Here is a 20,934-nt window from a genome sequence, read left to right as displayed (position 1 = left end):
AGTGGGAGTTTTTCAGCCTATGACGTTGTCCGATATCCGCATTTCCACCGATCGCCTCATCATCAGGGCCTTCGCATCCGATGATTTCGCAAGCTACTTTGGCTATCACCAGCTGCCGGAGGTCTATCGCTATCTCTACCAGGAGCCGCTGAACGAAACGGCAGCGCGGACAAAATTCGCCAAGGCTTCGGCGCCAAAGCTTGTGGATGATGGGGATGTCGCCGTGTTCGCCGTCGAGCGTCGGGACGATGGCGCCCTGATCGGAGAAGTGCTGCTGAAACTCGCCAGCGGCGCGGCGGAGCAGGCGGAGACCGGTTACATCTTCGATCCCGCCTTTGCCGGCAAGGGCTATGCCACCGAGGCAATGCGGGCCACGCTCGATCTCGGCTTCTCGACGCTGAATTTCCACCGGATCTTTGCCCGGCTCGATGCCCTCAACAAGGGATCGGTCGGTGTCGTCGAGCGTCTCGGCATGCGCCGCGAAGCGCATCTGATCGAAAACGACCGGTTCAACGATGTCTGGGGCGACGAATACGTCTATGCGCTCCTGAAGCGCGAATGGCAGGAGCGTCGGCAGGCCGGTTGAGCCCGCCGACAGCACTTATAGTGGCCGCTTGGCGACGATCATGTAGTTGACGTCCATATCCTTGGACAGGTTCCACTGGTTGGAGAGCGGATTGAAGAAGACGCCGGTCCGCTCGGTCACTTCGAGGCCGTTCGCCACGAGCGGCTTTTCCAGCTCCTCCGGACGCACCAGTTTTTCATACTGGTGCGTGCCGCGCGGCAGCCAGCGCAGCACGTTCTCGGCGGCGAAGATGGCAAGCGCCGCGGCCTTCATCGTGCGGTTGATGGTGGCGACGAACATCAGGCCGCCGGGGCGCACCATGTGGGCGCAGGTGGTCATGAAGAAGTCGACATCGGCGACATGCTCGACCACTTCCATGTTGAGCACGATGTCGAAGCTCTCGCCGGCTTCGGCGAGCGCTTCGGCGGTCACCGCGCGATAGTCGACCGCTACCCCGCTTCCGGCCGCGTGGGTCTTCGCGATCCCGATGTTCTTTTCGGAGGCGTCGGCGCCGAGCACGTCTGCGCCCATGCGCGCCATCGGCTCCGACAGGAGGCCGCCGCCGCAGCCGATATCGAGCAGCCGCAGGCCCTTCAGCGGCTGCGGGCTCCTGGGATCACGGCCGAAATGCTCAGCCACCTTGTCGCGGATATAGGCGAGGCGAACGGGATTGAACTTGTGCAGCGGCCGGAACTTGCCGGTCGGATCCCACCACTCCGCGGCCATGGCGGAAAAGCGGTCAACCTCGCTCTGGTCGATCGTCGTGCGTGCGGTCTCGCTCATGTCGCCGTCTCCTTGCATCGTCCCGACAGCGCCGCGCGTCTTTCACGACGCGCTACGGACGCTGCAACACTTCAAACTGCTGCATCATTTACCCCTAAACCGATCCCGATTTAGGGAGTTGTGCAGCAGTGAAGTCGGACGATCGGACAAGGAAGTCAAGAGGTGGCGCTGGGCCAGATCGGCGCACGCGCCTGCGTGGCACCCGTCCTGCTAAGCGCTCGCTTCCGGCTGGTAGTGCAGGATGACGACACCGGACGTCAGAGGGCGCGTGTGGGTCAGCTTGAGTTTCGTTCGCTTCAGCCCTGGTTTGAAGAGGGGCACACCCTCGCCGAGCAGCACCGGATTGATGCCGAGGCGGTATTCGTCGACGAGGCCCTTCTCGACCAGTTCGCTGGCGAAATCGGCGCTGCCGAAGATGAAGATCGCACCGCCCTCGAGCTTCTTCAATCGTTCGACTTCCTTGGCGGCGTCGCCGGTCACGAGCGTCGTCCTTGCCCAATCGGCGGAGGTCAGCGTGCGCGAAAAGACGAATTTCTCGACGCCGTTCATGAAGGTCGCGATGTCACCTTCGGCCGACGGCCAGTAGGCCGCCATCATCTCATAGGTCACGCGGCCGAAAAGCAGGGTGCCCGTTCCGAGCTGTGTTTCGCCGATATAGGCGGCGAGCTCGTCCTCGAAGACGAACCAGCCGATGTCGTGTCCCGGTGCTTCGAAGAAGCCGTCAACGCTTACCATGTCCCACATGATGACCTTGCGCATTTCTCTCTCCCGTTACGGCAGGCTCTCTCACGGGGAGAGTGGCAAATCTGATATAATTTTGCAAGCGGTTTTATATTTGCATCGGATGGATTCACGCCGGCACGCGTGCTAGTTTTCGGAGAAGGGAAGGAGAGCAATCCAGATGACGCTGAACAGGATCGACTGGGCGGTCGACGTCATCGCGCCCCGCCCGTCCGATCATCTGCTCGAAGTCGGCTGCGGCCACGGCGTTGCCGTGACGAAAGTTTGCGAGCGGCTTGTCGATGGGGAGATTGTCGCGGTCGACCGATCGGCTGCGATGGTGGCAGCCGCAGCGCGCCGAAATGCCGAATATGTTGCCGCCGGGCGAGCCGCTTTGCGGGTCGCGGAGCTTCGCTCGCTCGATCTCGGTGGCCGTCGCTTCGACAAGGTGTTCGCCATGCGCGTCGGCGTGTTCACGCGGGGCGATCCCGCCCGCGAGTTTGCGGCGCTGGTGCGGGTGTTGAAGCCGGAGGGCCGCCTTTTTCTTTTCCATGACGAGCCGTCCACGGGGGCGGACGACGTTGGCGCGCGGCTTGAGGCGGCGGCCCTTCGCCACAGCTGGCAGGTCGAGGTCCGGTTGGCGAAGAGCTTCGACAGCGGCGAGGTCGCCTGCCTGATTGCGCGGCCGCCAGCCTGACGGTGTTGCGACTGATGACGCCCGCTTTCTTTGCGGGCGCCACGTTTGCTATGATTGCGGTTATGTCAGCCGACGTCGCCTGCAGCCGCCGAGGCGAAGAAGTCCTCGGGATCCTCGACCTCGACGAGGCGGCGCTTTTCGATCAGCCAGAAACGATCGCCGACATTGCGCACGAAGCTGCGGTCGTGGGAGACGAGCAGGCAACTCGTCTCGTTTCTCAACAGCTCCGCCTCAAGCGCTTCCTGGCCCTCGATGTCCAGGTGGTTGGTCGGTTCGTCGAGCAGGTAGAAATTGGGCTCCTTCAAGCGCAGCACCAGCATGGCAAGACGCGCCTTCTGGCCGCCTGAGAGCCGGCCGATCGCCTTTTCCTGCATGTCGATGCCGACGCCGACACCGACGAGCAGGCTACGGGCGCGCTGATCGCCGAGCGAGAAGCGGCGGGAGAGCGCTGCAAGCGGCGTCTCGTCATCCGACAGTCCGGCAAGTGCCTGGTCGCTGTAGCCGAGCACGAGCGAGGGCGTTGCCTTCAGCGTTTCCGGCGCGCGGGAGGGTTCGTCGATCGCGGTGCGGATGAGATTGACGAGCCGGGTCTTGCCGGCGCCGTTTTCGCCGAGCAGCACGATGCGGTCGCCCTGGCAGATCCAGCGCTTGCCGGTGCGGAAAAGCGGGGTGCCGTCGGGCGTTTCGACCTGAACGTCGTCGAGCGTCACCAGGATCTTGGCGTGGGTGCCGCGGTTGGCGAGCCGGATCGCACCGGCTGAGCGCTCCTGATGCGCTGGCTTTGCCGCATCCTCCAGCCGCTCCGCCCGCTGTTTCAACTGCTTCGTCTTTATCGTCAGCAGGTCGCTTCCGGAGTTGATGCCGATGTTGTTGAGCTTGGCGGCCTGGCGACGCAGCTGCTGTGCCACCTTCATGTCGCGCTGGTAACGCCGCTCCTCGGACGCGTCCACTTCGTCGAGAGCGGCGCGCGCCCGCGAATAGGGGAGCGCGAAGACCGGCGATTGCTCCGGCCTCAGGAACAGCGTGCGGTTGGTGGTTGCGTCCAAGAAGGCGCGGTCGTGGCTGGCAACCAGCACCGGCACGTCGCGCGGCAGAGCATTCAGCCAGGCCTCCAGCCGGCCGATTTTGGCGAGATCGAGATGGTTGGTCGGCTCGTCCAGCAGCAGGGCGTCGGGTTCGCTGACCCAGACACGGGCAAGCAGCATCAGCCGCTGCCAGCCGCCGCTCAACTGCGAGACGGCACGCGCCCGCAGAACCTCCGGCACATCGAGGGAATCGAGCACGATATCGACGCGCCAGCTTTCGTTCTCCGCCTGGTCTGCCGGGAGCGCCGAAAGAACCGCGTCGTGGAAGGAGAGAGGCAAAAGGGATGCAGGCACGTTCTGCTCGACGTGGCCGACGGTCAGGCCTCGCGAGCGGGTGATTTCGCCCGCCGTCGGGTCGAACGTCCCGGCGATCGATCTCAGCAGGGTCGACTTGCCGCGCCCGTTGGCGGCGACGATGCCGATCCGGTCGCCGGATGCGACGGACAGGTTGAGGTTGGAGAAGAGCGGTGCGCTCAGGCTGACGCCGAGGTTGCGGATATTGATCAAGGCCATGGTCGTTCTCTGGACTGCGCGAGCGACGATGAGGCATCCGGGGCGGCACGCTTATGCCGCGGTTGGCGGATGGTTTAACCCGCGACAGCGAGGGGCTGTGCTCGGGCCATGTCGGCTCGGTATGGGAAGACGATGCAGGCGTTCAAACCGGTACGGTTGCGCACTGCATCACTCTGGGCAGACCAGGGATAGGTTCGCGATGTTGCGAATTATGTCCGGTCAGCCCTGCAAACGCATCTGCAGGGCTTGGACGGGGCCACGCTGGCGGTGGTGCCGGAAAAATGTCATCACGTGCAGCCCCCCTTCCTCGAATTCAAGTTGCGCGGTGTGAATACCATCGTCGCGTGCAACTTTCAATGCCCCCGGCATCGAAGGCTCACATCTGCAGGCCGAGGAACTTGAATGGTTCGGCCGGCTTGAAATCGCCGGTCGCGTCGCCCGAATAGGTGTGATCCTGGTTTTCGCCGAGATCGAGTTTCATCACCTTGCCGGTCTCCTTGGCAAAGTCGATCTTCTTCAGGTCGACCCAGAAGGTGTTTGGTGTCAGCGCGGATTCGAAGAAGTAGAGCTTGCGCTTGTGATCGACGACGGTGCGCCAGCGGGTCGAGGAAATGTTCGGTTCTTCCGGGGTGTTGAGCCCATAGGGGACCGAGACATTGCGAATGACGCTAAAGACGCTCGCCAGCGCCCGATCGGGGTTCTCGTCCTTCGGGATGGCATTGACGTAGAAGGAGGCGCGGGCGAACCGGTCGGATGCTCGGTTGGTGCCGGGCAGCATCACCGTTCCGCCGATCTGTTTCCAGTAGCTGTTCAACGCCAGTTGCTGGTCGAAGACAGGCGAGTTGGTCATGACCTGGTATTTGCGGTCGTGGTGGATCACCTGCTTGCCGCCGATATATTCGACGATGGCGCTATCGCCCGTCGTGTCGGAGATGGAAAGGTGCAGCGTCGTCAGGCGGTTCTCGCCCGGAACATTGTCCGTAACGATGGTGAAGGGCTCTTTCTCGAGCGCTGTCACTGCCTCTTCGACAGTTGCGAAGCTGTCGAGCACATATTGCGCCCAGGCGGCGATTGTCAGGCCGGGCTTCGATTTGTCATCGAACTTTGGGTACTCGGATTCGACCAGCCAGAGCAGATTTGCATTCAGCCCTACCTCGTTGACGCCGTCGGTGGTGGAGACGTCATAGCCGGTGGCAACGACGCTGCCATACTTCGCCGTCCATTTGAACGAATTGGGGCCGGCCTGGCCATCGCGTTCGGTGCCGCGCGGCAGCACCCAGAGATTGGTGGCGACATCGCTCTTCCAGTCCATGGATCGCGCTGTGATGATATTGTCATCAGGGCCGAGATAGACGAGGCGCGTGCAGGCTTCGGCGCTGGTCTGGGCAAGGAGGAGAAGGCTGGCGAGTGCCGCTGAAACAATCGAGCGGGCGGACTTTCCGATAAACGTCACGGCATTCTCCCTTTCAGGTCGCGTGCGGATCAGGCCTCTCTAGAAAAGCATCGAGAATCCGATGACCGGGCCATGCTGGTTTACGTCCCAACGAAACTTGTTGGTTCCAGTGAAATCGTCGCTTTCGTAGTCCTGATAGAGCAGGCGGTAGCCGGCGCGAAGGATCGTCGGTTGACCGAACATTTCGGTGCGGTATCCGAGATAGGCCTGGGCGTTGACGCTGAGCTTGGAGCCGACATCGAAGCCGCCGACATCGGCCTCGGCGACGAGGTTCCAGCGTTCGCTGAGGTCGGCGTTGAGCCGCAGGCCGACAAAAGGGTCGGTCCAGTCGGCGCTCTTGCTCGCATTCACGCCGGCCACGGACACGTCCGCTTCGAGCTTCGTCCAGCGCAGGCCGATCGTCGGCTCGATCGAGAGCGTCCGGGGCTTGCCAAAGGCCGTGTTGCCACCGAGCTCCTGCTCGTAGATCTGATAAAACGCGCCGACCGCCAGTGTCGTCATCTTGATGTCGAGGCCGATCTCATGGGAGAGCAGCTCTTCGTCCTGGCTGGTGCGAACATATTGGCCGTCGAAATAGACGCCCCATTGGCCGTTGGTCAGCTCGATATTGCCCATCAGCGCCAGGTCGAGATGGTCGAGCGTGTCCTTGAACGGCACGTCGACATCGGTGTCGAAACCGGCGAGCGATGCGTCGCCCTTCAGGCTGGCGGCCCAGATATAGGGGCTGACGATCACCGTCCAGTCGCTCTCAGGCGCCATACGCTCGGCGTCGAAATCGGCAGCGCGCGCCGGTGCGGAGGCGAGCAGCGCCAGCGCAAATGTGCCGGCAAGGTGGGCTGCGGCGCGCCCGGTTGCGGCTATGCGTCGTGTCTGCATGTCTGCCCCCTTGATCCCTCGCTGGCAGCCTAGCCGCCATGGCTGCAATTGCAAGTGGCGCATGCTTGCCCCGGTACAGGTTTCCGGCCGGGGTTCCCGCGCCTTATTCCTGCCCTCTTGCCATTGCGTGCAGCCCCCCGATCCGCTAAGAGACGCCGCGACTTTCCGCTCCCCGAAGCGGTGACTGCCGATGTCCGAGAAGTCTCCCAAGCTTTTTGACCGTCGGGCGCCGGCGGGGACTTTCCTGTCACGCGCGCCTCACGCGCGCAAATTGGGTACCGGTAGAGGCACATGGCACGCATCGTGATGAAATTCGGCGGAACGTCCGTCGCTGATTTGGACCGCATTCACAATGTTGCCCGCCATGTGAAACGCGAAGTCGATGCCGGCCACGAAGTTGCCGTCGTCGTTTCGGCCATGTCCGGCAAGACCAACGAGCTGGTCGGCTGGGTGCAGAACATGCCGAAGGCAACCGGCGCCAACTCGCCCTTCTACGATGCGCGCGAGTATGACGCGATCGTCGCGTCCGGCGAACAGGTGACTTCCGGCCTGCTGGCGATCGCGCTGCAGTCGATGGGCATCAACGCCCGTTCCTGGCAGGGCTGGCAGATCCCGATCCGCACCGACAATGCTCATGGCGCCGCCCGTATTCTCGATATCGACGGTGCCGAGCTCGTCCGCCGCATGGGTGAGGGCCAGGTCGCCGTCATCGCCGGTTTCCAGGGACTTGGGCCCGACAACCGCGTCGCCACCCTCGGTCGCGGCGGCTCCGACACCTCGGCCGTTGCGATTGCCGCCGGCGTCAAGGCAGACCGTTGCGACATCTACACCGACGTCGACGGCGTCTACACCACCGATCCGCGCATCGAGCCGAAGGCGCGGCGGCTGAAGAAAATCGCGTTCGAGGAAATGCTGGAAATGGCATCGCTCGGCGCCAAGGTGCTGCAGGTGCGCTCGGTCGAGCTCGCCATGGTGCACAAGGTCCGCACCTTCGTGCGTTCGTCTTTCGAAGATCCCGATGCGCCGGGCATGGGTGACCTTCTCAATCCGCCCGGTACGCTGATTTGTGATGAGGATGAGATCGTGGAACAGGAAGTCGTAACCGGCATTGCCTATGCCAAGGATGAAGCCCAGATTTCGCTGCGCCGTCTCGCCGACCGGCCGGGCGTCTCCGCCGCGATCTTCGGCCCGCTGGCTGAAGCCCATATCAACGTCGACATGATCGTCCAGAACATCTCCGAGGACGGCTCAAAGACCGACATGACCTTCACGGTTCCCTCCGGCGACGTCGACAAGGCGCTGAAGGTGCTCGGCGACAACAAGGACAAGATCGGCTACGACGTCGTTCAGTCCGAAGCGGGCCTCGTCAAGGTATCGGTCATCGGCATCGGCATGCGCAGCCACGCCGGTGTTGCAGCTTCGGCCTTCCGCGCACTTGCCGACAAGGGCATCAACATCAAGGCCATCACCACGTCGGAGATCAAGATTTCGATCCTGATCGATGGACCCTATGCGGAATTGGCGGTTCGCACTTTGCATTCCGCTTACGGTCTCGATAAGAGTTAATCGACAGACGACCGATTTGGGATTCGCGGCGGTTTGGCCGCGTATCCCCTTTGCTGCCGTCCCCTCTATTTCGGGAGACCCCACGCGATGAGAGACCTTTCCGCAGGTCCGCGCGTTCTCCTCAAGCGGTTGCGCGAGTTGATGGCGGAACCGCTGGAGCCGCAGGAGCGCCTTGACCGTATCGTGCGCCAGATCGCGCAGAATATGGTCGCGGAAGTGTGTTCGGTCTACGTGCTGCGCTCCGACGGCGTGCTCGAACTCTATGCGACCGAAGGTCTGAACAAGGCCGCCGTTCACTTGGCGCAATTGAAGATGGGACAGGGCCTCGTCGGCACCATCGCCGCTTCGGCGCGGCCGCTCAATCTCTCCGACGCCCAGTCGCACCCGGCCTTTACCTACCTGCCGGAAACCGGCGAAGAGATCTACCATTCCTTCCTCGGCGTGCCGATCCTGCGCACCGGGCGCGCGCTCGGCGTTCTCGTCGTTCAGAACAAGGCGATGCGCAACTATCGCGAGGACGAGGTCGAGGCGCTTGAGACGACCGCTATGGTTCTCGCCGAAATGGTGGCGACCGGCGAGCTGAAGAAGATCACCAAGCCCGGTCTCGAACTCGACCTGTCGCGTCCCGTCTCGATCGACGGCAACAGCTACGGCGAAGGCATCGGTCTCGGCTATGTCGTCCTGCACGAACCGAGGATCGTCGTTACCAATCTCCTCAACGAGGATACCGACCAGGAGCTGCAGCGGCTTGCCGAAGCGCTCGGCTCGCTGCGCATTTCGATCGACGACATGCTGTCGCGCCGCGAGGTGTCGATGGAAGGCGAGCACCGGGCGGTGCTCGAAACCTACCGCATGTTCGCGCATGACCGCGGCTGGGTGCGCAAGCTCGAAGAGGCGATCCGCAACGGCCTGACCGCGGAGGCGGCCGTCGAGCGCGTGCAGAGCGAGACCAAGGCCCGCATGATCCGCCTGACGGATCCGTACCTGCGCGAGCGCATGCATGATTTCGACGATCTCGCCAACCGCTTGCTGCGCCAGCTCTCCGGCTACGGCGCCAAGCTTTCGGCGAGCGACTTCCCGAACGATGCGGTTATCGTCGCGCGCGCCATGGGCGCTGCCGAACTGCTCGACTATCCGCGCGAAAACGTGCGCGGCCTGGTGCTCGAAGAAGGTGCCGTCACCAGCCATGTGGTGATCGTTGCCCGCGCCATGGGCATTCCTGTCATCGGCCAGGCGACCGGTGCCGTGGCGCTTGCGGAAAACCGCGACGCAATCATCATCGATGGCGACGATGCCAAGGTGCATCTGCGACCGCTCGCCGACCTGCAGCGCGCCTATGAGGAAAAGGTCCGCTTCCGGGCGCGGCGTCAGGCGCAGTTCCGGGCGCTGAAGGACGTCGATCCGCTGACCCGGGACGGTACGCGCATCACGCTGCAGATGAACGCCGGCCTGCTCGTCGACCTGCCGCACCTGAACGAGGCGGGCGCCGAAGGCATCGGCCTCTTCCGCACCGAGCTCCAGTTCATGATCGCCTCGACCATGCCGAAGGCGGAGGAGCAGGAAGCCTTCTATCGTAACGTTCTGAAGCAGACGGGCGGCAAGCCCGTGACCTTCCGCACGCTCGATATCGGTGGCGACAAGGTGGTTCCCTATTTCCGCGCAGCGGAAGAGGAAAACCCGGCGCTCGGCTGGCGCGCCATCCGGCTTTCGCTCGACCGGCCGGGTCTTCTGCGCACCCAGCTGCGCGCCATGCTGCGCGCGGCGGCCGGTGCCGAGCTCAAGCTGATGCTGCCGATGGTCACCGAGGTTTCCGAACTGAGGATCGCGCGCGACCTGTTGCAGAAGGAAATCGAACGGCAGTCGAAGCTCGGCGAACAGTTGCCGCGCAAGCTGCAGTTCGGCGCCATGCTCGAAGTGCCGGCGCTGCTCTGGCAGCTCGACGAGCTGATGACCGAGGTGGACTTCGTTTCCGTCGGCTCCAACGACCTCTTCCAGTTCGCCATGGCGGTCGACCGCGGCAATGCCCGTGTCTCCGACCGGTTCGACGTGCTCGGTCGCCCGTTCCTCCGTATCCTGCGCGACATCGTGCGCGCCGGCGACCGGCACGACACGCCGGTAACGCTCTGCGGCGAGATGGCGAGCAAGCCGCTCTCGGCCATGGCGCTGCTCGGGCTTGGGTTCCGTTCGGTGTCGATGTCGCCGACGGCCGTCGGACCGATCAAGGCGATGCTTCTGGCGCTTGACGCCTCCAAGCTCGGCGCACAGCTCAACGCTGCACTGGACGATACGCGTGATCAGACGCCCGTTCGCCAGATGCTGGTGGATTTCGCCGCGGAAAACGGCATTCCGGTTTAGATTGAAGTGACGCGTCGCAACCCTCGTCCGGAGCTGATCCGGCCGGGGCAAGACGCATTGGAGTGAGACTTGGCAAAGCTTCCCGTTGAAAAGATGCGCGAACTGGAACGGCGGTTCAGCGAAATCGAGGCGCGCATGTCCGCCGGCCCGGCCGCGGACGTCTACGTCAAGCTCGCCTCGGAATATTCCGAACTGCAGCCGGTGGTGACGAAGATCCGCGCCTATGAAAAGGCGACGGCGGAGCTTGCCGACATCACCGCCATGCTCGCCGACAAATCGACCGACCGCGAGATGCGTGATCTCGCCGAAATGGAAAAGCCCGAGGTCCAGGCGGCGATCGAGGGGTTGGAGCAGGAAATCCAGATCCTGCTCCTTCCGAAGGACGCGGCCGACGAAAAGAGCGCGATCCTTGAAATCCGCGCCGGAACCGGCGGTTCCGAGGCGGCGCTGTTTGCCGGCGACCTGTTCCGGATGTACGAGCGCTATGCGGCGGGCAAGGGGTGGAAGGTCGAAGTGCTGTCGTCGAGCGAAGGCGAAGCCGGCGGTTTCAAGGAAATCATCGCAACCGTTTCCGGGCGCGGCGTGTTTGCCCGGCTGAAGTTCGAATCCGGCGTGCACCGGGTGCAGCGTGTGCCGGAGACGGAGGCGAGCGGTCGCATTCATACCTCGGCGGCAACCGTCGCGGTGCTGCCGGAGGCCGAGGACATCGATATCGAGATCCGGCCTGAGGACATCCGCATCGACACGATGCGCTCGTCGGGCGCCGGCGGACAGCACGTCAACACGACGGACTCGGCCGTGCGCATCACCCACCTGCCGACCGGGCTCGTCGTCACCAGCTCGGAAAAGTCACAGCACCAGAACCGTGCGAAGGCGATGCAGGTGCTGCGCTCGCGCCTCTACGACATGGAGCGCCAGCGCGCCGACAGCGAACGCTCGGCCGACCGCAAGAGCCAGGTGGGATCGGGCGACCGCTCCGAACGCATCCGTACCTACAATTTCCCGCAGGGACGGCTGACCGACCACCGCATCAACCTGACGCTCTACAAGCTCGACCGGATGATGATGGGCGAAATCGACGAAGTCGTCGACGCGCTGCTTGCCGACTATCAGGCAAGCCAGCTGGCGCAGCTCGGCGAGCAGCGAGGCTAAAGATGGCCGAGACGCTCGCGAGCCTGGTTGCCGAAAGTCGCGATCGCCTGCAGGCGGGCGGCATCGAACACGCGGCGCTCGACGTCCGGCATCTGATCTCGGGCCTGCTCGACCTGTCGCTGAGCGCGGTCGTGTCGCGGGGTAGGGACCCGGTTTCGGATGAGGATGTGCAGCGGATCCGGGCTGCGGTTACCCGCCGGCTGGCGCGCGAGCCGGTCTATCGCATCCTCGGTGAGCGCGAGTTCTTCGGCCTGCCGCTGAAACTGTCGAAGGAAACGCTGGAGCCGCGCCCGGACACCGAAACCCTGGTCGACCGCATGATCCCTTATCTGCGCGCGGTGGTGGCGCGAAAGGGAGGGTGCGAGATCATCGATCTCGGCACAGGCACGGGCGCGATTTGTCTCGCGCTTCTGTCTGAGGTTCTTGAAGCCAGGGGCACGGCGACCGATATATCCGGAGACGCGCTGGTTACGGCGACGGCAAATGCCGCCGCTCTCGGACTTGCGGATCGATTTCGGCCCCTGCTCAGCAACTGGTACGAAAAGGTGGATGGTCGCTACGACGTCATCGTCTCAAATCCGCCGTATATCCGGTCCAGTGTGGTCGAAGAGCTTGAGCCGGAGGTGAGACTTCACGACCCGGCCGCAGCGCTTGATGGCGGAGAAGATGGGCTAGATGCCTATCGCGCCATCGCTTCTCAAGCTGGTCATCATCTTGAGACAAACGGCGTGATAGGCTTGGAAATCGGTTTCGACCAGAAAGAGGCGGTAACGGCGTTGTTTTACGCCGAAAAATTCCGTCTGCGTGAAGAGGCGAAGGATCTCGGCGGCAATGACCGCGTCCTGATCTTCGAACGCGACACAAACCGTTGAAAAAATGCTGCACTGGCGCATCTTCTTTCTTGCAGAGGCAAAGAAAGGGCTTGGAATCCCAGAGGAAGCGGGCTAGTTTGCCCGCGCACTGGGCAGAAGGTCATGGACCTAAGATTCGTTCCGGTATGACCTGGCCACGGGGATTGCTCTCAAGAAAGAGTTGCTAGGGTTCAACAGTGCCTTGTGCGGGTACCTGTTAATTTGACGTCAGTCGGCGCCGAAGCCGCCATTGTGCGAGCACAACGGCGCGTGTTCTGTCGGGCGTGAACGGATCCGGCCGGAAGACGAAACCACATGATCATCATTATCAAGAGAATTCGGGTGAATGTACTATGAGGCCAGGACAGCAAAACAAGCGCGGCCGCGGGCGGAATAACAACAACAATAACAACAACAATGGTAATAACAACAACCACAACCGCAAGGGCTCGAACCCGCTGACGCGGACCTACGACAGCTCCGGTCCGGATGTGAAGATTCGCGGTACGGCCCAGCACATCGCCGAGAAGTATTCTGCACTTGCGCGCGACGCCCAGAGCTCCGGCGACCGGGTCATGGCGGAAAACTACCTGCAGCACGCCGAGCATTACAACCGCATCATCGCTGCCGCACAGGCGCAGATGCAGGACCGTTTCCAGCGTGACGACCGTCAGGACTTCCGCGGCCACGATGCCGCCGACCAGGACCAGGACGATCTGGACCAGGGCTATGTAGACGACATGCCGGCTCCGGTTGCCGCAGCCGCTGCGCCGGTTTCCGAGCCGCAGCCTGTCATCGACGGTACCGGCCCGCAGCCGGTGATCGAAGGCACGCCGGCCGAAGTCGCGATGGAAGAAGAGGCACCGGCCGCTTCCGGCCGCGCCGCTTCTCGCCGCCGCAACACGCCGCGTCCGCGCCGTCCGCGCCGCAGCGCCGCCGAAGGTGCCGCCGACGAGGCTCAGCCGTCGGGTGATGATGCTCCGGAAGCACCGGCTCTCGCCGCTTCCGAATAAGCGAAGTCGCAATCGTCAGCCTGTCCAGTGCAGGCACCAAAAACCCGGCTCTTAGCGGCCGGGTTTTTCTTTGTCCGGCCCCCGCTGATCAGCCTTCGTGCTGGTCAGCTCTTGGCACTGTCGACGATGAGCGCAGCAAGGTTGCTGCTCGCGGCCGTCTCGCTTGTGCGCCCACGGATCAGTTCGCGGCCGATCGCTTCGGCGGCGCCGGCGATACCGGTGCAGCGAAGCCTCAGATCGTCTTCAGCGATTTCCGAGAAGGGGGAGAGGGCGGTCTTGATCATGGCGACGTAGTCGTCGACCTGCTGTTGCTGCGTGGCGATCATGTCGGCATTGCCGCGCAGCGCGCCGGAGATCGCCTGCCATTCCTCGCCGCTTTCGACCGCACAGTCGATGTAGACCGAACTGATGATGTCGGCGACCGCATCGAGCCGACTGGAGGCACCCTCCAGCGCCACCCTCAGTTTCTCGGTGTGCCGGTCTTCGATTTCCTGGGAGAGGGCGATCAAAAGCCCCTCGCGCGTGCCAAAATGTTCGTAGGCGATCGGCTTGCTGACGCCGGCGCTTTCGGCGAGATGGCCAAGCGTCAGGGCGTCAGCGCCCCGTTCGCGCAGGATCTCCCTTGCGGTCTCGAGCAACTGGGCGCGTCGTTCCGGCTTGGCAAGCTTTCGGCCCTTCGTCCGGCTCATCGATCACAATCCTCTTTTCGCGTCGGCTCACGCCTCTTGAAAGTGGCCTGCGGCATCTTACTTACCAATAGTAAGTTACTAATGGTAAGTTTGGTAGGTGCCGCTTACCTCTCGTTTAGGAGATAGGAAGATGTCGAGCAAGTTTCTGCCCGTTTTGATCATTGGCGGTTCCGGGGTCGTCGGGTCGCAGGCCGCAAAGATCATTCGTCGTCTGCACCCGGCGCTGCCGATCGCGATCGGTGGTCGCGATCTTGGCAAGGCCGAAGCGGTCGCGCGCGAGGTTGGCGATTCAATCGGGGTCAGTGTTGACCTCGGGCGACCGGATCTCGGTCTCGGCGCCGAGCGCCGCTTCAGTGCGGTCGTCATCTTCCTGAAAGACGAAAAACTGAGTTCGATGCGCTACGCCCAGCGCCACGGCATTCCCTATATCAGCCTCTCGAGCGGCACCTTCGAGGTCGGTCCGGAGATGGCGCAGTACATCCACGCGCCGGACAGCGCGCCGATCCTGCTCGCCAGTCACTGGCTTGCAGGTGCTGCGATCTTCCCAATCCTCGACTTTGCCAAAGCCTATGAGGCGATCGACGCGATCCGCATCGGGGTCCTGCTCGACGAAGAAGACATGGGCGGGCCGGCAGCGCTTGCCGATTACAACCGCATCACCGGTCTCGCGCCCGCGGCCTTGACCGTCACGGATGGCAAGTTCCACTGGGCCGGCGGCGAGGATTCCAAGGCGCGCTTCAGAAGCGTTGACGGCGTCGAGCTCGAAGCGACCGCCTATTCGCCCTTCGACGTCATGGCGCTTTCGGCCCGCACCAACGCCAGCGATATCCGGCTGGATCTTGCCTATAGCGTTTCCGCGAGCAGGCGGCGCGGCGAGCCGTTCTCGACCGAGATCGCCATCGATATCAAGGGCCGCGACAAGCATGGCGAACCGGTCGACCGTCGGTATGAGATCGTGCACCCTCAGGGCCAGGCGCCGTTGACGGCCCTTGGCGTCGCCCTTGCGGTCGAGCGTATGCTCGGCCTTGAGGGCGGGGCAGCCCCGGCGCCGGGGCTCTATCTGCCGGAGGTCCTGATCGACCCGGGCTACTACGTGCGGCGGATGAAGGATTTCGGCGCGACCTTTGCCGAGCGGACGCCCGCGGCATAGGCAATCTGGCGGCCGCGTTGCCCTTTTGGTGCGCGGCCGCCTCGCGGTTGCAGATTTCCGTCTCAGGAGCGTCGCGAGGCTCTTTAATTTCCAAAATCGCTGCCCCATATTCGCTTCGGACGCGTTGATCCGACGCAAAGCGGGGATCGCGCCACACTGACAGGCTTGCCGAATGCGGGAGCCTGATCCTGAAACACCGACGGGTGCCATGATGGGCCTGCCGGGATATGGAGGTAGAGTATGAATATCGAAAAATATTCCGAGCGCGTGCGCGGTTTTCTGCAGTCGGCGCAGACCTATGCGCTGGCGCAAGGACACCAGCAGTTCACGCCCGAGCATGTGCTGAAGGTACTGCTCGATGACGACCAGGGCATGGCCGCCTCGCTGATCGAGCGGGCCGGTGGTGATGCTCGCGAAGCGCGCGCCGGCAATGACGCAGCGCTGGCAAAGCTCCCCAAGGTTTCCGGCGGCAACGGTTCCGTCTATCTGTCGCAGCCGCTCGCGCGGGTGTTTTCGAGTGCCGAAGACGCAGCCAAGAAGGCCGGCGACAGCTTCGTCACCGTCGAGCGCCTGTTGCTGGCGCTGGCGATCGAAAGCTCGGCTGCCACCGCCGATGTGTTGAAGAAGGCCGGTGTCACGCCGACCAAGCTCAACCAGGTGATCAACGACATCCGCAAAGGCCGCACCGCTGACAGCGCCAATGCCGAGCAGGGCTTCGACAGCCTGAAGAAATACGCGCGCGACCTGACGGCCGATGCGCGTGAGGGCAAGCTCGACCCGGTCATCGGCCGCGACGACGAGATCCGCCGTACCATCCAGGTGCTGTCGCGCCGCACCAAGAACAATCCGGTTCTGATCGGTGAGCCCGGCGTCGGCAAGACCGCGATCGCAGAGGGCCTGGCGCTGCGCATCGTCAATGGCGACGTGCCGGAAAGCCTCAAGGACAAGCGGCTGATGGCGCTCGATCTGGGTGCGTTGATTGCCGGTGCGAAGTTCCGCGGCGAGTTCGAGGAACGGCTGAAGGCCGTGCTCAACGAGGTGCAGGCCGAAAACGGCGAGATCATCCTGTTCATCGACGAGATGCACACGCTGGTCGGGGCCGGCAAGGCCGATGGCGCCATGGACGCCTCCAACCTTTTGAAGCCGGCGCTGGCGCGCGGTGAGCTGCATTGCGTTGGCGCGACCACGCTCGACGAATACCGAAAGCACGTCGAAAAGGACGCGGCCCTTGCCCGTCGCTTCCAGCCGGTCATGGTCGAGGAGCCGACAGTCGAAGACACGATCTCGATTCTGCGCGGTCTGAAGGAAAAGTACGAGCAGCACCACAAGGTCCGGATCTCGGATTCGGCCCTGGTTGCCGCCGCGACCCTTTCGAACCGCTACATCACCGACCGGTTCCTGCCGGACAAGGCGATCGACCTGATGGACGAAGCCGCGTCGCGGCTGCGCATGCAGGTGGATTCCAAGCCCGAAGAGCTCGACGAGCTCGATCGTCGCATCATCCAGCTGAAGATCGAGCGCGAAGCCCTGAAGAAGGAAACCGACGTCTCGTCGAAGGATCGGCTGGAGAAGCTCGAATTTGATCTTGCTTCCCTCGAAGAGCAGGCATCCGCGCTGACGGCCCGCTGGCAGGCGGAAAAGCAGAAGCTCGGGCGTGCCGCCGATCTCAAGAAGCAGCTCGACGAAGCCCGCAACGAGCTGGCGATCGTCCAGCGCAAGGGCGAGTTCCAGCGTGCCGGCGAACTGACCTACGGTGTCATCCCGAAGCTCGAAAAGGAGCTCTCGGACGCCGAAAGCCAGGAGAACGCCAATGCCAACCCGATGGTGCAGGAGGTTGTGACCCCCGACAACATCGCGCATGTGGTTTCGCGTTGGACCGGCATTCCGGTCGACAAGATGCTGGAAGGCGAGCGCGACAAGCTGCTTCGCATGGAAGACGAACTGGCGAAGTGGGTCGTCGGCCAGGGTGACGCCGTGCAGGCGGTTTCCCGTGCCGTTCGACGTTCGCGCGCCGGCCTTCAGGATCCGAATAGGCCGATCGGCTCGTTCATCTTCCTGGGCCCGACCGGCGTCGGCAAGACCGAGCTGACCAAGGCGCTTGCACGGTTCCTCTTCGACGACGAGACCGCGCTGCTGCGGGTCGACATGTCGGAATACATGGAGAAGCACTCCGTCGCCCGACTGATCGGCGCGCCTCCGGGCTATGTCGGTTACGAGGAAGGCGGTGCGTTGACCGAAGCCGTTCGGCGCCGGCCCTATCAGGTCGTGCTGTTCGACGAGATCGAAAAGGCGCATCCGGATGTCTTCAACGTGCTGCTGCAGGTGCTCGACGACGGCCGCCTGACCGATGGTCAGGGTCGCACCGTCGACTTCCGCAACACGATGATCATCATGACGTCCAACCTCGGCGCGGAATATCTGGTCGGGCTCGGCGAAAACGAGGACAGCGATGTGGTTCGCGACCAGGTGATGGAGGTGGTGAAGTCCGCCTTCCGGCCGGAGTTCCTGAACCGCGTGGACGAGATCATCCTGTTCCACCGGCTGCGCCGCTCGGAAATGGGTGCGATCGTCGATATCCAGCTCGCAAGGCTGCGCAAGCTGCTTGCCGAGCGCAAGATCACGCTGGAGCTCGACGACGACGCCCGCGCGTTCCTGGCCGACAAGGGCTACGATCCGGCCTATGGTGCCCGTCCGCTGAAGCGGACGATCCAGAAGTTCGTGCAGGATCCGCTCGCCGAGAAGATCCTGCAGGGCGAGTTCCCTGATGGTTCGACCGTCAAGGTGCTCTCGGGCTCGGATCGCCTCAACTTCAAGCGCGGGGCGGGGCCGGACAAGGAAGCCGCCTAAGTCCAGCAGCGCACAAATCAAGAGGCCGCCCTTCGGGGCGGCCTTTTTGTTTGTGCGGATTTTCGAGAAGGGGAGGGGGAGGAGCGGTTAGTTGCTCGCGACCTCTGCGCCCGTGCCGTCCTTGTTCAGCAATTCGTCGATGCGGTCGCGTTCCTTCTCGAACTTCGCCATCGCATCGCCGGAAAGCGACTTGCCGCCGGGCAGGCGGATGCGCAAGGGATCGACCTTGTTGCCGTTGACGATCAGCTCGTAGTGCAGGTGCGGTCCGGTCGAAAGGCCTGTTGTGCCGACCCAGCCGATCACCTGGCCCTGGACGACCTTGTTGCCCACCTTGACGTTCTTGGCGATCGCGCTCTGGTGGTTATAGGAGGACACGTAGCCGTTGGCATGGCGGATCAGCGTCTGGTTGCCATAGCCGCCGGAATCCCAGCCGGCCTTTTCGACGACACCGCCGCCGGCGGCGATGATCGGCGTGCCGCGCGGGGCTGCCCAGTCGACGCCGGTGTGCATGCGCGAGAAGCCGAGGATCGGATGGCGGCGCATACCGAAGCCCGAGCGGAAATGGCCGTTCGGCACGGGGTTGCGCAAGAGGAACTGGCGGATGCTTTTGCCGTCCTGGTCGAAATAATCGATCGTGTTGTCGCTCGGATCCTGGAACCGGTAGAAGGCGGTAACGGCATCGCCGAACTTGGCGCGAACATAGAGGAGTTCGGAATCCTCCGTCGCCATGCCGCGTTCGTCGGTCACGGAAAAGAAGGCTTCGAGCGAGTCCGTCGGCTTCAGTTGCGCCTGGAAATCGACATTGCTGGCGAGCAGCTTGACGACGAGGCCGACCATGTCGGCGTTCATGCCGTAGGAAAGTGCCGCCCGGTAGATCCCGTCATAGACCCGCGGCAGATCATGGCTGCTGGTCATGACCGGCGCGCCGTTGTCGTCGAAGGCGGTGGCGACCGCGTCAAGTCTCGGCGGCTCGGCGCCGGGCACGAAGCGGCCCTTGTCGTCGACCGCCATCGTCAGCACATGCCGGTTGCGCGAATAAATCGTGGCCCGCACGATGCGTGCGTCCTGACCCTTCTGCGTCTCGCCGTTCTGAATGATGCCGATGCGCAGGACATCGCCTTCGGAAAGTTCGCTGGCGCCGAGCGCCTGGCCGAGATAGCCGGCGGCGTCCTCGGCCTGCGCCTTGGTATAGCCGGCACTGCTCATCACGGTCGCGATGTCAGTCTGGCGCCGCACCGGGATGATGTCGTCGGCGTATTCGGTGGTTTCTTCGTCGATCGTCTCGTAGGCGGCGTCGCTCTTGTTCTGCTCGACGATGCGGGCGGTCAGGCCCTGGAGAAGATCGAGCCCGTCATTCTCCGAAGCGAAGCGCTGTGGATCGACATAATAGAGCGAGGCGACCTGGGTGCTTCCTTCGGTCAGGACAGAGCCGTTGGTGCGGACATTTTCCTCGACCTCTTCGAGCGACATCGAACTGTCGAAGGTGGCGCCGCCACGCAGCGGGAAGTCGACGGTTTTCAGCGCCACTTCGGAATCGACATTCGAGCCGTAAAGCGTGCCGGTTCGCGAAACGGGGGACTCTTCGTCTGCCTCTTCCGTCGAGAAGATCGCCAGAGGATCGAAGTCCGGATAGCTTTCCGAGGCCTGATGATTGGCGGCGAGCGCCATCTTGACGTGAACGAAGGGCTGCTTGCGCACCACCTCCTTCTCGCCGTCATGGGTCATCGTCGAGACTTCCATGATCGTCTTGTCGGCCGGCTTGGCAACGAGCTTCGGCGATAGGATGCGGCCGCCGCGAACGGCAGTTGCTTGCTCGTCGCCGTTCGAACCGGCATCGAGCGCGGCGTAGGCTTCGGCCGGGATTGCCAACTGCTGGCGGCCGTCAAGCGCTGCAAAAAGTGCGACACCCATCAGGAGGCTCGAGGTGATCCCTGTCAGGAAGGTACCCGACAGCCAGCGCAGCGAGATCTCGCGCCTGTCGGGCGCGCGCCGGCCATGCGCCAGGATCGGTGGCTGGTCGCCAAGCGACCTGACCATGTTCTTGTCGGTGATCATGCCGAACTGAGGGTCCCCGATTTCTCTAAACCGTATTCTTGCCTGCGATACGTTGCGCGAAGGTGTGCATCTTTCACGCGGCGGAGTCAAATCACGCGCGGAAGCGGCAAGGGCGATACCCTATATATCCCAAGCCTATCCGCGCGCCCGCCTCCGCGACGCATCTTCGTTTTCGCTTAGATAGGCGGATTGTGAAAAAGGTAGGGCCAAATTGTGTCTCCACAGGCCCGGGGGAGGGGGCAAAAGTTTTTTGGGGGCGCAAAGCCCTGCGTTTGTGGGCTTTGTCAGAAATCTGTCATTTTTTCCGAAAATCCCTGTTGACGTGTTCGGGGATGGGGGTCTATAAGCCCGATCACTGACGAGGGCGGCGGCGCTGCTGGCGACGACGACCTTCGCTCTAGAGTTTCCTGGGTTGGCTGATGCTGATTGAGGGGTTCGGGCCGGATGGTCTGGGCTTTGAGGAAACGGTTTGACGGACGGTGAGTTCGTCGGTTTTTTGACAATTGAATATAGAGAAAGAGAAACGTGGGCGGCGGAGCTCGTGAGGAACTCGGAAGGGTTCTT

General features: G+C 63.1%; 16 protein-coding genes. 9 read left to right on the top strand and 7 right to left on the bottom strand.

The features are described from left to right. Positions 1-19 precede the first annotated feature (19 nt). Entirely contained in the window at positions 20-586 is a 567-nt protein-coding gene (locus M2267_RS10700) for a GNAT family N-acetyltransferase (protein ID WP_429114557.1), read from the top strand. 15 nt (positions 587-601) lie between these two features. Here M2267_RS10700 and ubiG read toward each other — a convergent pair whose 3' ends face one another. Continuing rightward, a complete protein-coding gene (gene ubiG, locus M2267_RS10695; protein WP_090299864.1) occupies positions 602-1,348 on the bottom strand; it encodes a bifunctional 2-polyprenyl-6-hydroxyphenol methylase/3-demethylubiquinol 3-O-methyltransferase UbiG in 747 nt (248 codons plus the stop codon). Positions 1,349-1,558: 210 nt separating this feature from the next. Next, positions 1,559-2,107 carry a dihydrofolate reductase family protein gene (locus tag M2267_RS10690; RefSeq protein ID WP_429114554.1) on the bottom strand — a complete coding sequence of 183 codons (549 nt, stop codon included), beginning with the start codon at positions 2,105-2,107 and terminating at the stop codon, positions 1,559-1,561. Positions 2,108-2,249: 142 nt separating this feature from the next. Here M2267_RS10690 and M2267_RS10685 point away from each other — a divergent pair, with 142 nt between their 5' ends. Continuing rightward, positions 2,250-2,765, top strand: coding sequence for a class I SAM-dependent methyltransferase (locus M2267_RS10685; RefSeq protein WP_429114552.1), 516 nt, complete (start codon positions 2,250-2,252; stop codon positions 2,763-2,765). A 65-nt stretch (positions 2,766-2,830) separates the two neighbouring features. On the opposite strand, the gene M2267_RS10680 is transcribed toward M2267_RS10685, so the two are convergent. The 3 genes from M2267_RS10680 to M2267_RS10670 form a co-directional block, all read right to left on the bottom strand. Continuing rightward, the gene (locus M2267_RS10680) at positions 2,831-4,363 is read right to left on the bottom strand and encodes an ABC-F family ATP-binding cassette domain-containing protein (protein ID WP_429114550.1); all 1,533 of its coding nucleotides are present in this window, start codon (positions 4,361-4,363) and stop codon (positions 2,831-2,833) included. Positions 4,364-4,739: 376 nt separating this feature from the next. Further along, the gene (locus tag M2267_RS10675) at positions 4,740-5,786 is read right to left on the bottom strand and encodes a linear amide C-N hydrolase (protein ID WP_429114809.1); all 1,047 of its coding nucleotides are present in this window, start codon (positions 5,784-5,786) and stop codon (positions 4,740-4,742) included. 69 nt (positions 5,787-5,855) lie between these two features. Beyond that, complete coding sequence (locus M2267_RS10670) at positions 5,856-6,692, bottom strand: hypothetical protein (RefSeq protein WP_429114548.1); 837 nt, start codon at positions 6,690-6,692, stop codon at positions 5,856-5,858. A gap of 291 nt (positions 6,693-6,983) precedes the next feature. On the opposite strand from M2267_RS10670, the gene M2267_RS10665 reads away from it, so the two are divergent. The 5 genes from M2267_RS10665 to M2267_RS10645 all read left to right on the top strand — a co-directional run bounded on the left by M2267_RS10665 (position 6,984) and on the right by M2267_RS10645 (position 13,629). Further along, positions 6,984-8,258 carry an aspartate kinase gene (locus M2267_RS10665; RefSeq protein WP_043622972.1) on the top strand — a complete coding sequence of 425 codons (1,275 nt, stop codon included), beginning with the start codon at positions 6,984-6,986 and terminating at the stop codon, positions 8,256-8,258. 87 nt (positions 8,259-8,345) lie between these two features. Beyond that, the gene (gene ptsP, locus M2267_RS10660; RefSeq protein ID WP_043622970.1) at positions 8,346-10,613 is read left to right on the top strand and encodes a phosphoenolpyruvate--protein phosphotransferase; all 2,268 of its coding nucleotides are present in this window, start codon (positions 8,346-8,348) and stop codon (positions 10,611-10,613) included. A 69-nt stretch (positions 10,614-10,682) separates the two neighbouring features. Further along, positions 10,683-11,765 (top strand): peptide chain release factor 1, encoded by a 1,083-nt coding sequence (gene prfA / locus M2267_RS10655; RefSeq protein ID WP_429114546.1) that lies wholly within the window; start codon positions 10,683-10,685, stop codon positions 11,763-11,765. A 2-nt stretch (positions 11,766-11,767) separates the two neighbouring features. Next, the gene (gene prmC / locus M2267_RS10650; protein WP_429114544.1) at positions 11,768-12,637 is read left to right on the top strand and encodes a peptide chain release factor N(5)-glutamine methyltransferase; all 870 of its coding nucleotides are present in this window, start codon (positions 11,768-11,770) and stop codon (positions 12,635-12,637) included. A 332-nt stretch (positions 12,638-12,969) separates the two neighbouring features. Then, complete coding sequence (locus M2267_RS10645; RefSeq protein WP_192450561.1) at positions 12,970-13,629, top strand: DUF4167 domain-containing protein; 660 nt, start codon at positions 12,970-12,972, stop codon at positions 13,627-13,629. Positions 13,630-13,733: 104 nt separating this feature from the next. Here M2267_RS10645 and M2267_RS10640 read toward each other — a convergent pair whose 3' ends face one another. Continuing rightward, positions 13,734-14,318: a TetR/AcrR family transcriptional regulator gene (locus M2267_RS10640; protein ID WP_043626181.1), complete on the bottom strand. Its 585-nt coding sequence runs from the start codon at positions 14,316-14,318 to the stop codon at positions 13,734-13,736. 130 nt (positions 14,319-14,448) lie between these two features. Between M2267_RS10640 and M2267_RS10635 the strand changes: the two genes are divergently transcribed. Next, positions 14,449-15,468 (top strand): NAD(P)-dependent oxidoreductase, encoded by a 1,020-nt coding sequence (locus M2267_RS10635; protein ID WP_429114541.1) that lies wholly within the window; start codon positions 14,449-14,451, stop codon positions 15,466-15,468. 240 nt (positions 15,469-15,708) lie between these two features. Further along, positions 15,709-18,315 (top strand): ATP-dependent chaperone ClpB, encoded by a 2,607-nt coding sequence (gene clpB, locus M2267_RS10630; RefSeq protein ID WP_043626168.1) that lies wholly within the window; start codon positions 15,709-15,711, stop codon positions 18,313-18,315. 87 nt (positions 18,316-18,402) lie between these two features. Here clpB and M2267_RS10625 read toward each other — a convergent pair whose 3' ends face one another. After that, a complete protein-coding gene (locus tag M2267_RS10625; RefSeq protein ID WP_043626166.1) occupies positions 18,403-20,370 on the bottom strand; it encodes a M23 family metallopeptidase in 1,968 nt (655 codons plus the stop codon). Positions 20,371-20,934 lie beyond the last annotated feature (564 nt).

It is taken from the genome of Ensifer sp. KUDG1 (assembly GCF_050434285.1).
GTDB lineage: Bacteria > Pseudomonadota > Alphaproteobacteria > Rhizobiales > Rhizobiaceae > Ensifer.
The sequence above is the reverse complement of the archived record's forward strand: the minus strand, read 5'-3'. Positions and strand labels throughout refer to the sequence as shown.

Bases quoted from the DNA above. Each gene is read 5' to 3' on its own strand.
- M2267_RS10700 (WP_429114557.1), top strand. From the start codon at position 20: ATGACGTTGTCCGATATCCGCATTTCCACCGATCGCCTCATCATCAGG.
- ubiG (WP_090299864.1), bottom strand. From the start codon at position 1,348: ATGAGCGAGACCGCACGCACGACGATCGACCAGAGCGAGGTTGACCGC.
- M2267_RS10690 (WP_429114554.1), bottom strand. From the start codon at position 2,107: ATGCGCAAGGTCATCATGTGGGACATGGTAAGCGTTGACGGCTTCTTC.
- M2267_RS10685 (WP_429114552.1), top strand. From the start codon at position 2,250: ATGACGCTGAACAGGATCGACTGGGCGGTCGACGTCATCGCGCCCCGC.
- M2267_RS10680 (WP_429114550.1), bottom strand. From the start codon at position 4,363: ATGGCCTTGATCAATATCCGCAACCTCGGCGTCAGCCTGAGCGCACCG.
- M2267_RS10670 (WP_429114548.1), bottom strand. From the start codon at position 6,692: ATGCAGACACGACGCATAGCCGCAACCGGGCGCGCCGCAGCCCACCTT.
- M2267_RS10665 (WP_043622972.1), top strand. From the start codon at position 6,984: ATGGCACGCATCGTGATGAAATTCGGCGGAACGTCCGTCGCTGATTTG.
- ptsP (WP_043622970.1), top strand. From the start codon at position 8,346: ATGAGAGACCTTTCCGCAGGTCCGCGCGTTCTCCTCAAGCGGTTGCGC.
- prmC (WP_429114544.1), top strand. From the start codon at position 11,768: ATGGCCGAGACGCTCGCGAGCCTGGTTGCCGAAAGTCGCGATCGCCTG.
- M2267_RS10645 (WP_192450561.1), top strand. From the start codon at position 12,970: ATGAGGCCAGGACAGCAAAACAAGCGCGGCCGCGGGCGGAATAACAAC.
- M2267_RS10640 (WP_043626181.1), bottom strand. From the start codon at position 14,318: ATGAGCCGGACGAAGGGCCGAAAGCTTGCCAAGCCGGAACGACGCGCC.
- M2267_RS10635 (WP_429114541.1), top strand. From the start codon at position 14,449: ATGTCGAGCAAGTTTCTGCCCGTTTTGATCATTGGCGGTTCCGGGGTC.
- clpB (WP_043626168.1), top strand. From the start codon at position 15,709: ATGAATATCGAAAAATATTCCGAGCGCGTGCGCGGTTTTCTGCAGTCG.
- M2267_RS10625 (WP_043626166.1), bottom strand. From the start codon at position 20,370: ATGATCACCGACAAGAACATGGTCAGGTCGCTTGGCGACCAGCCACCG.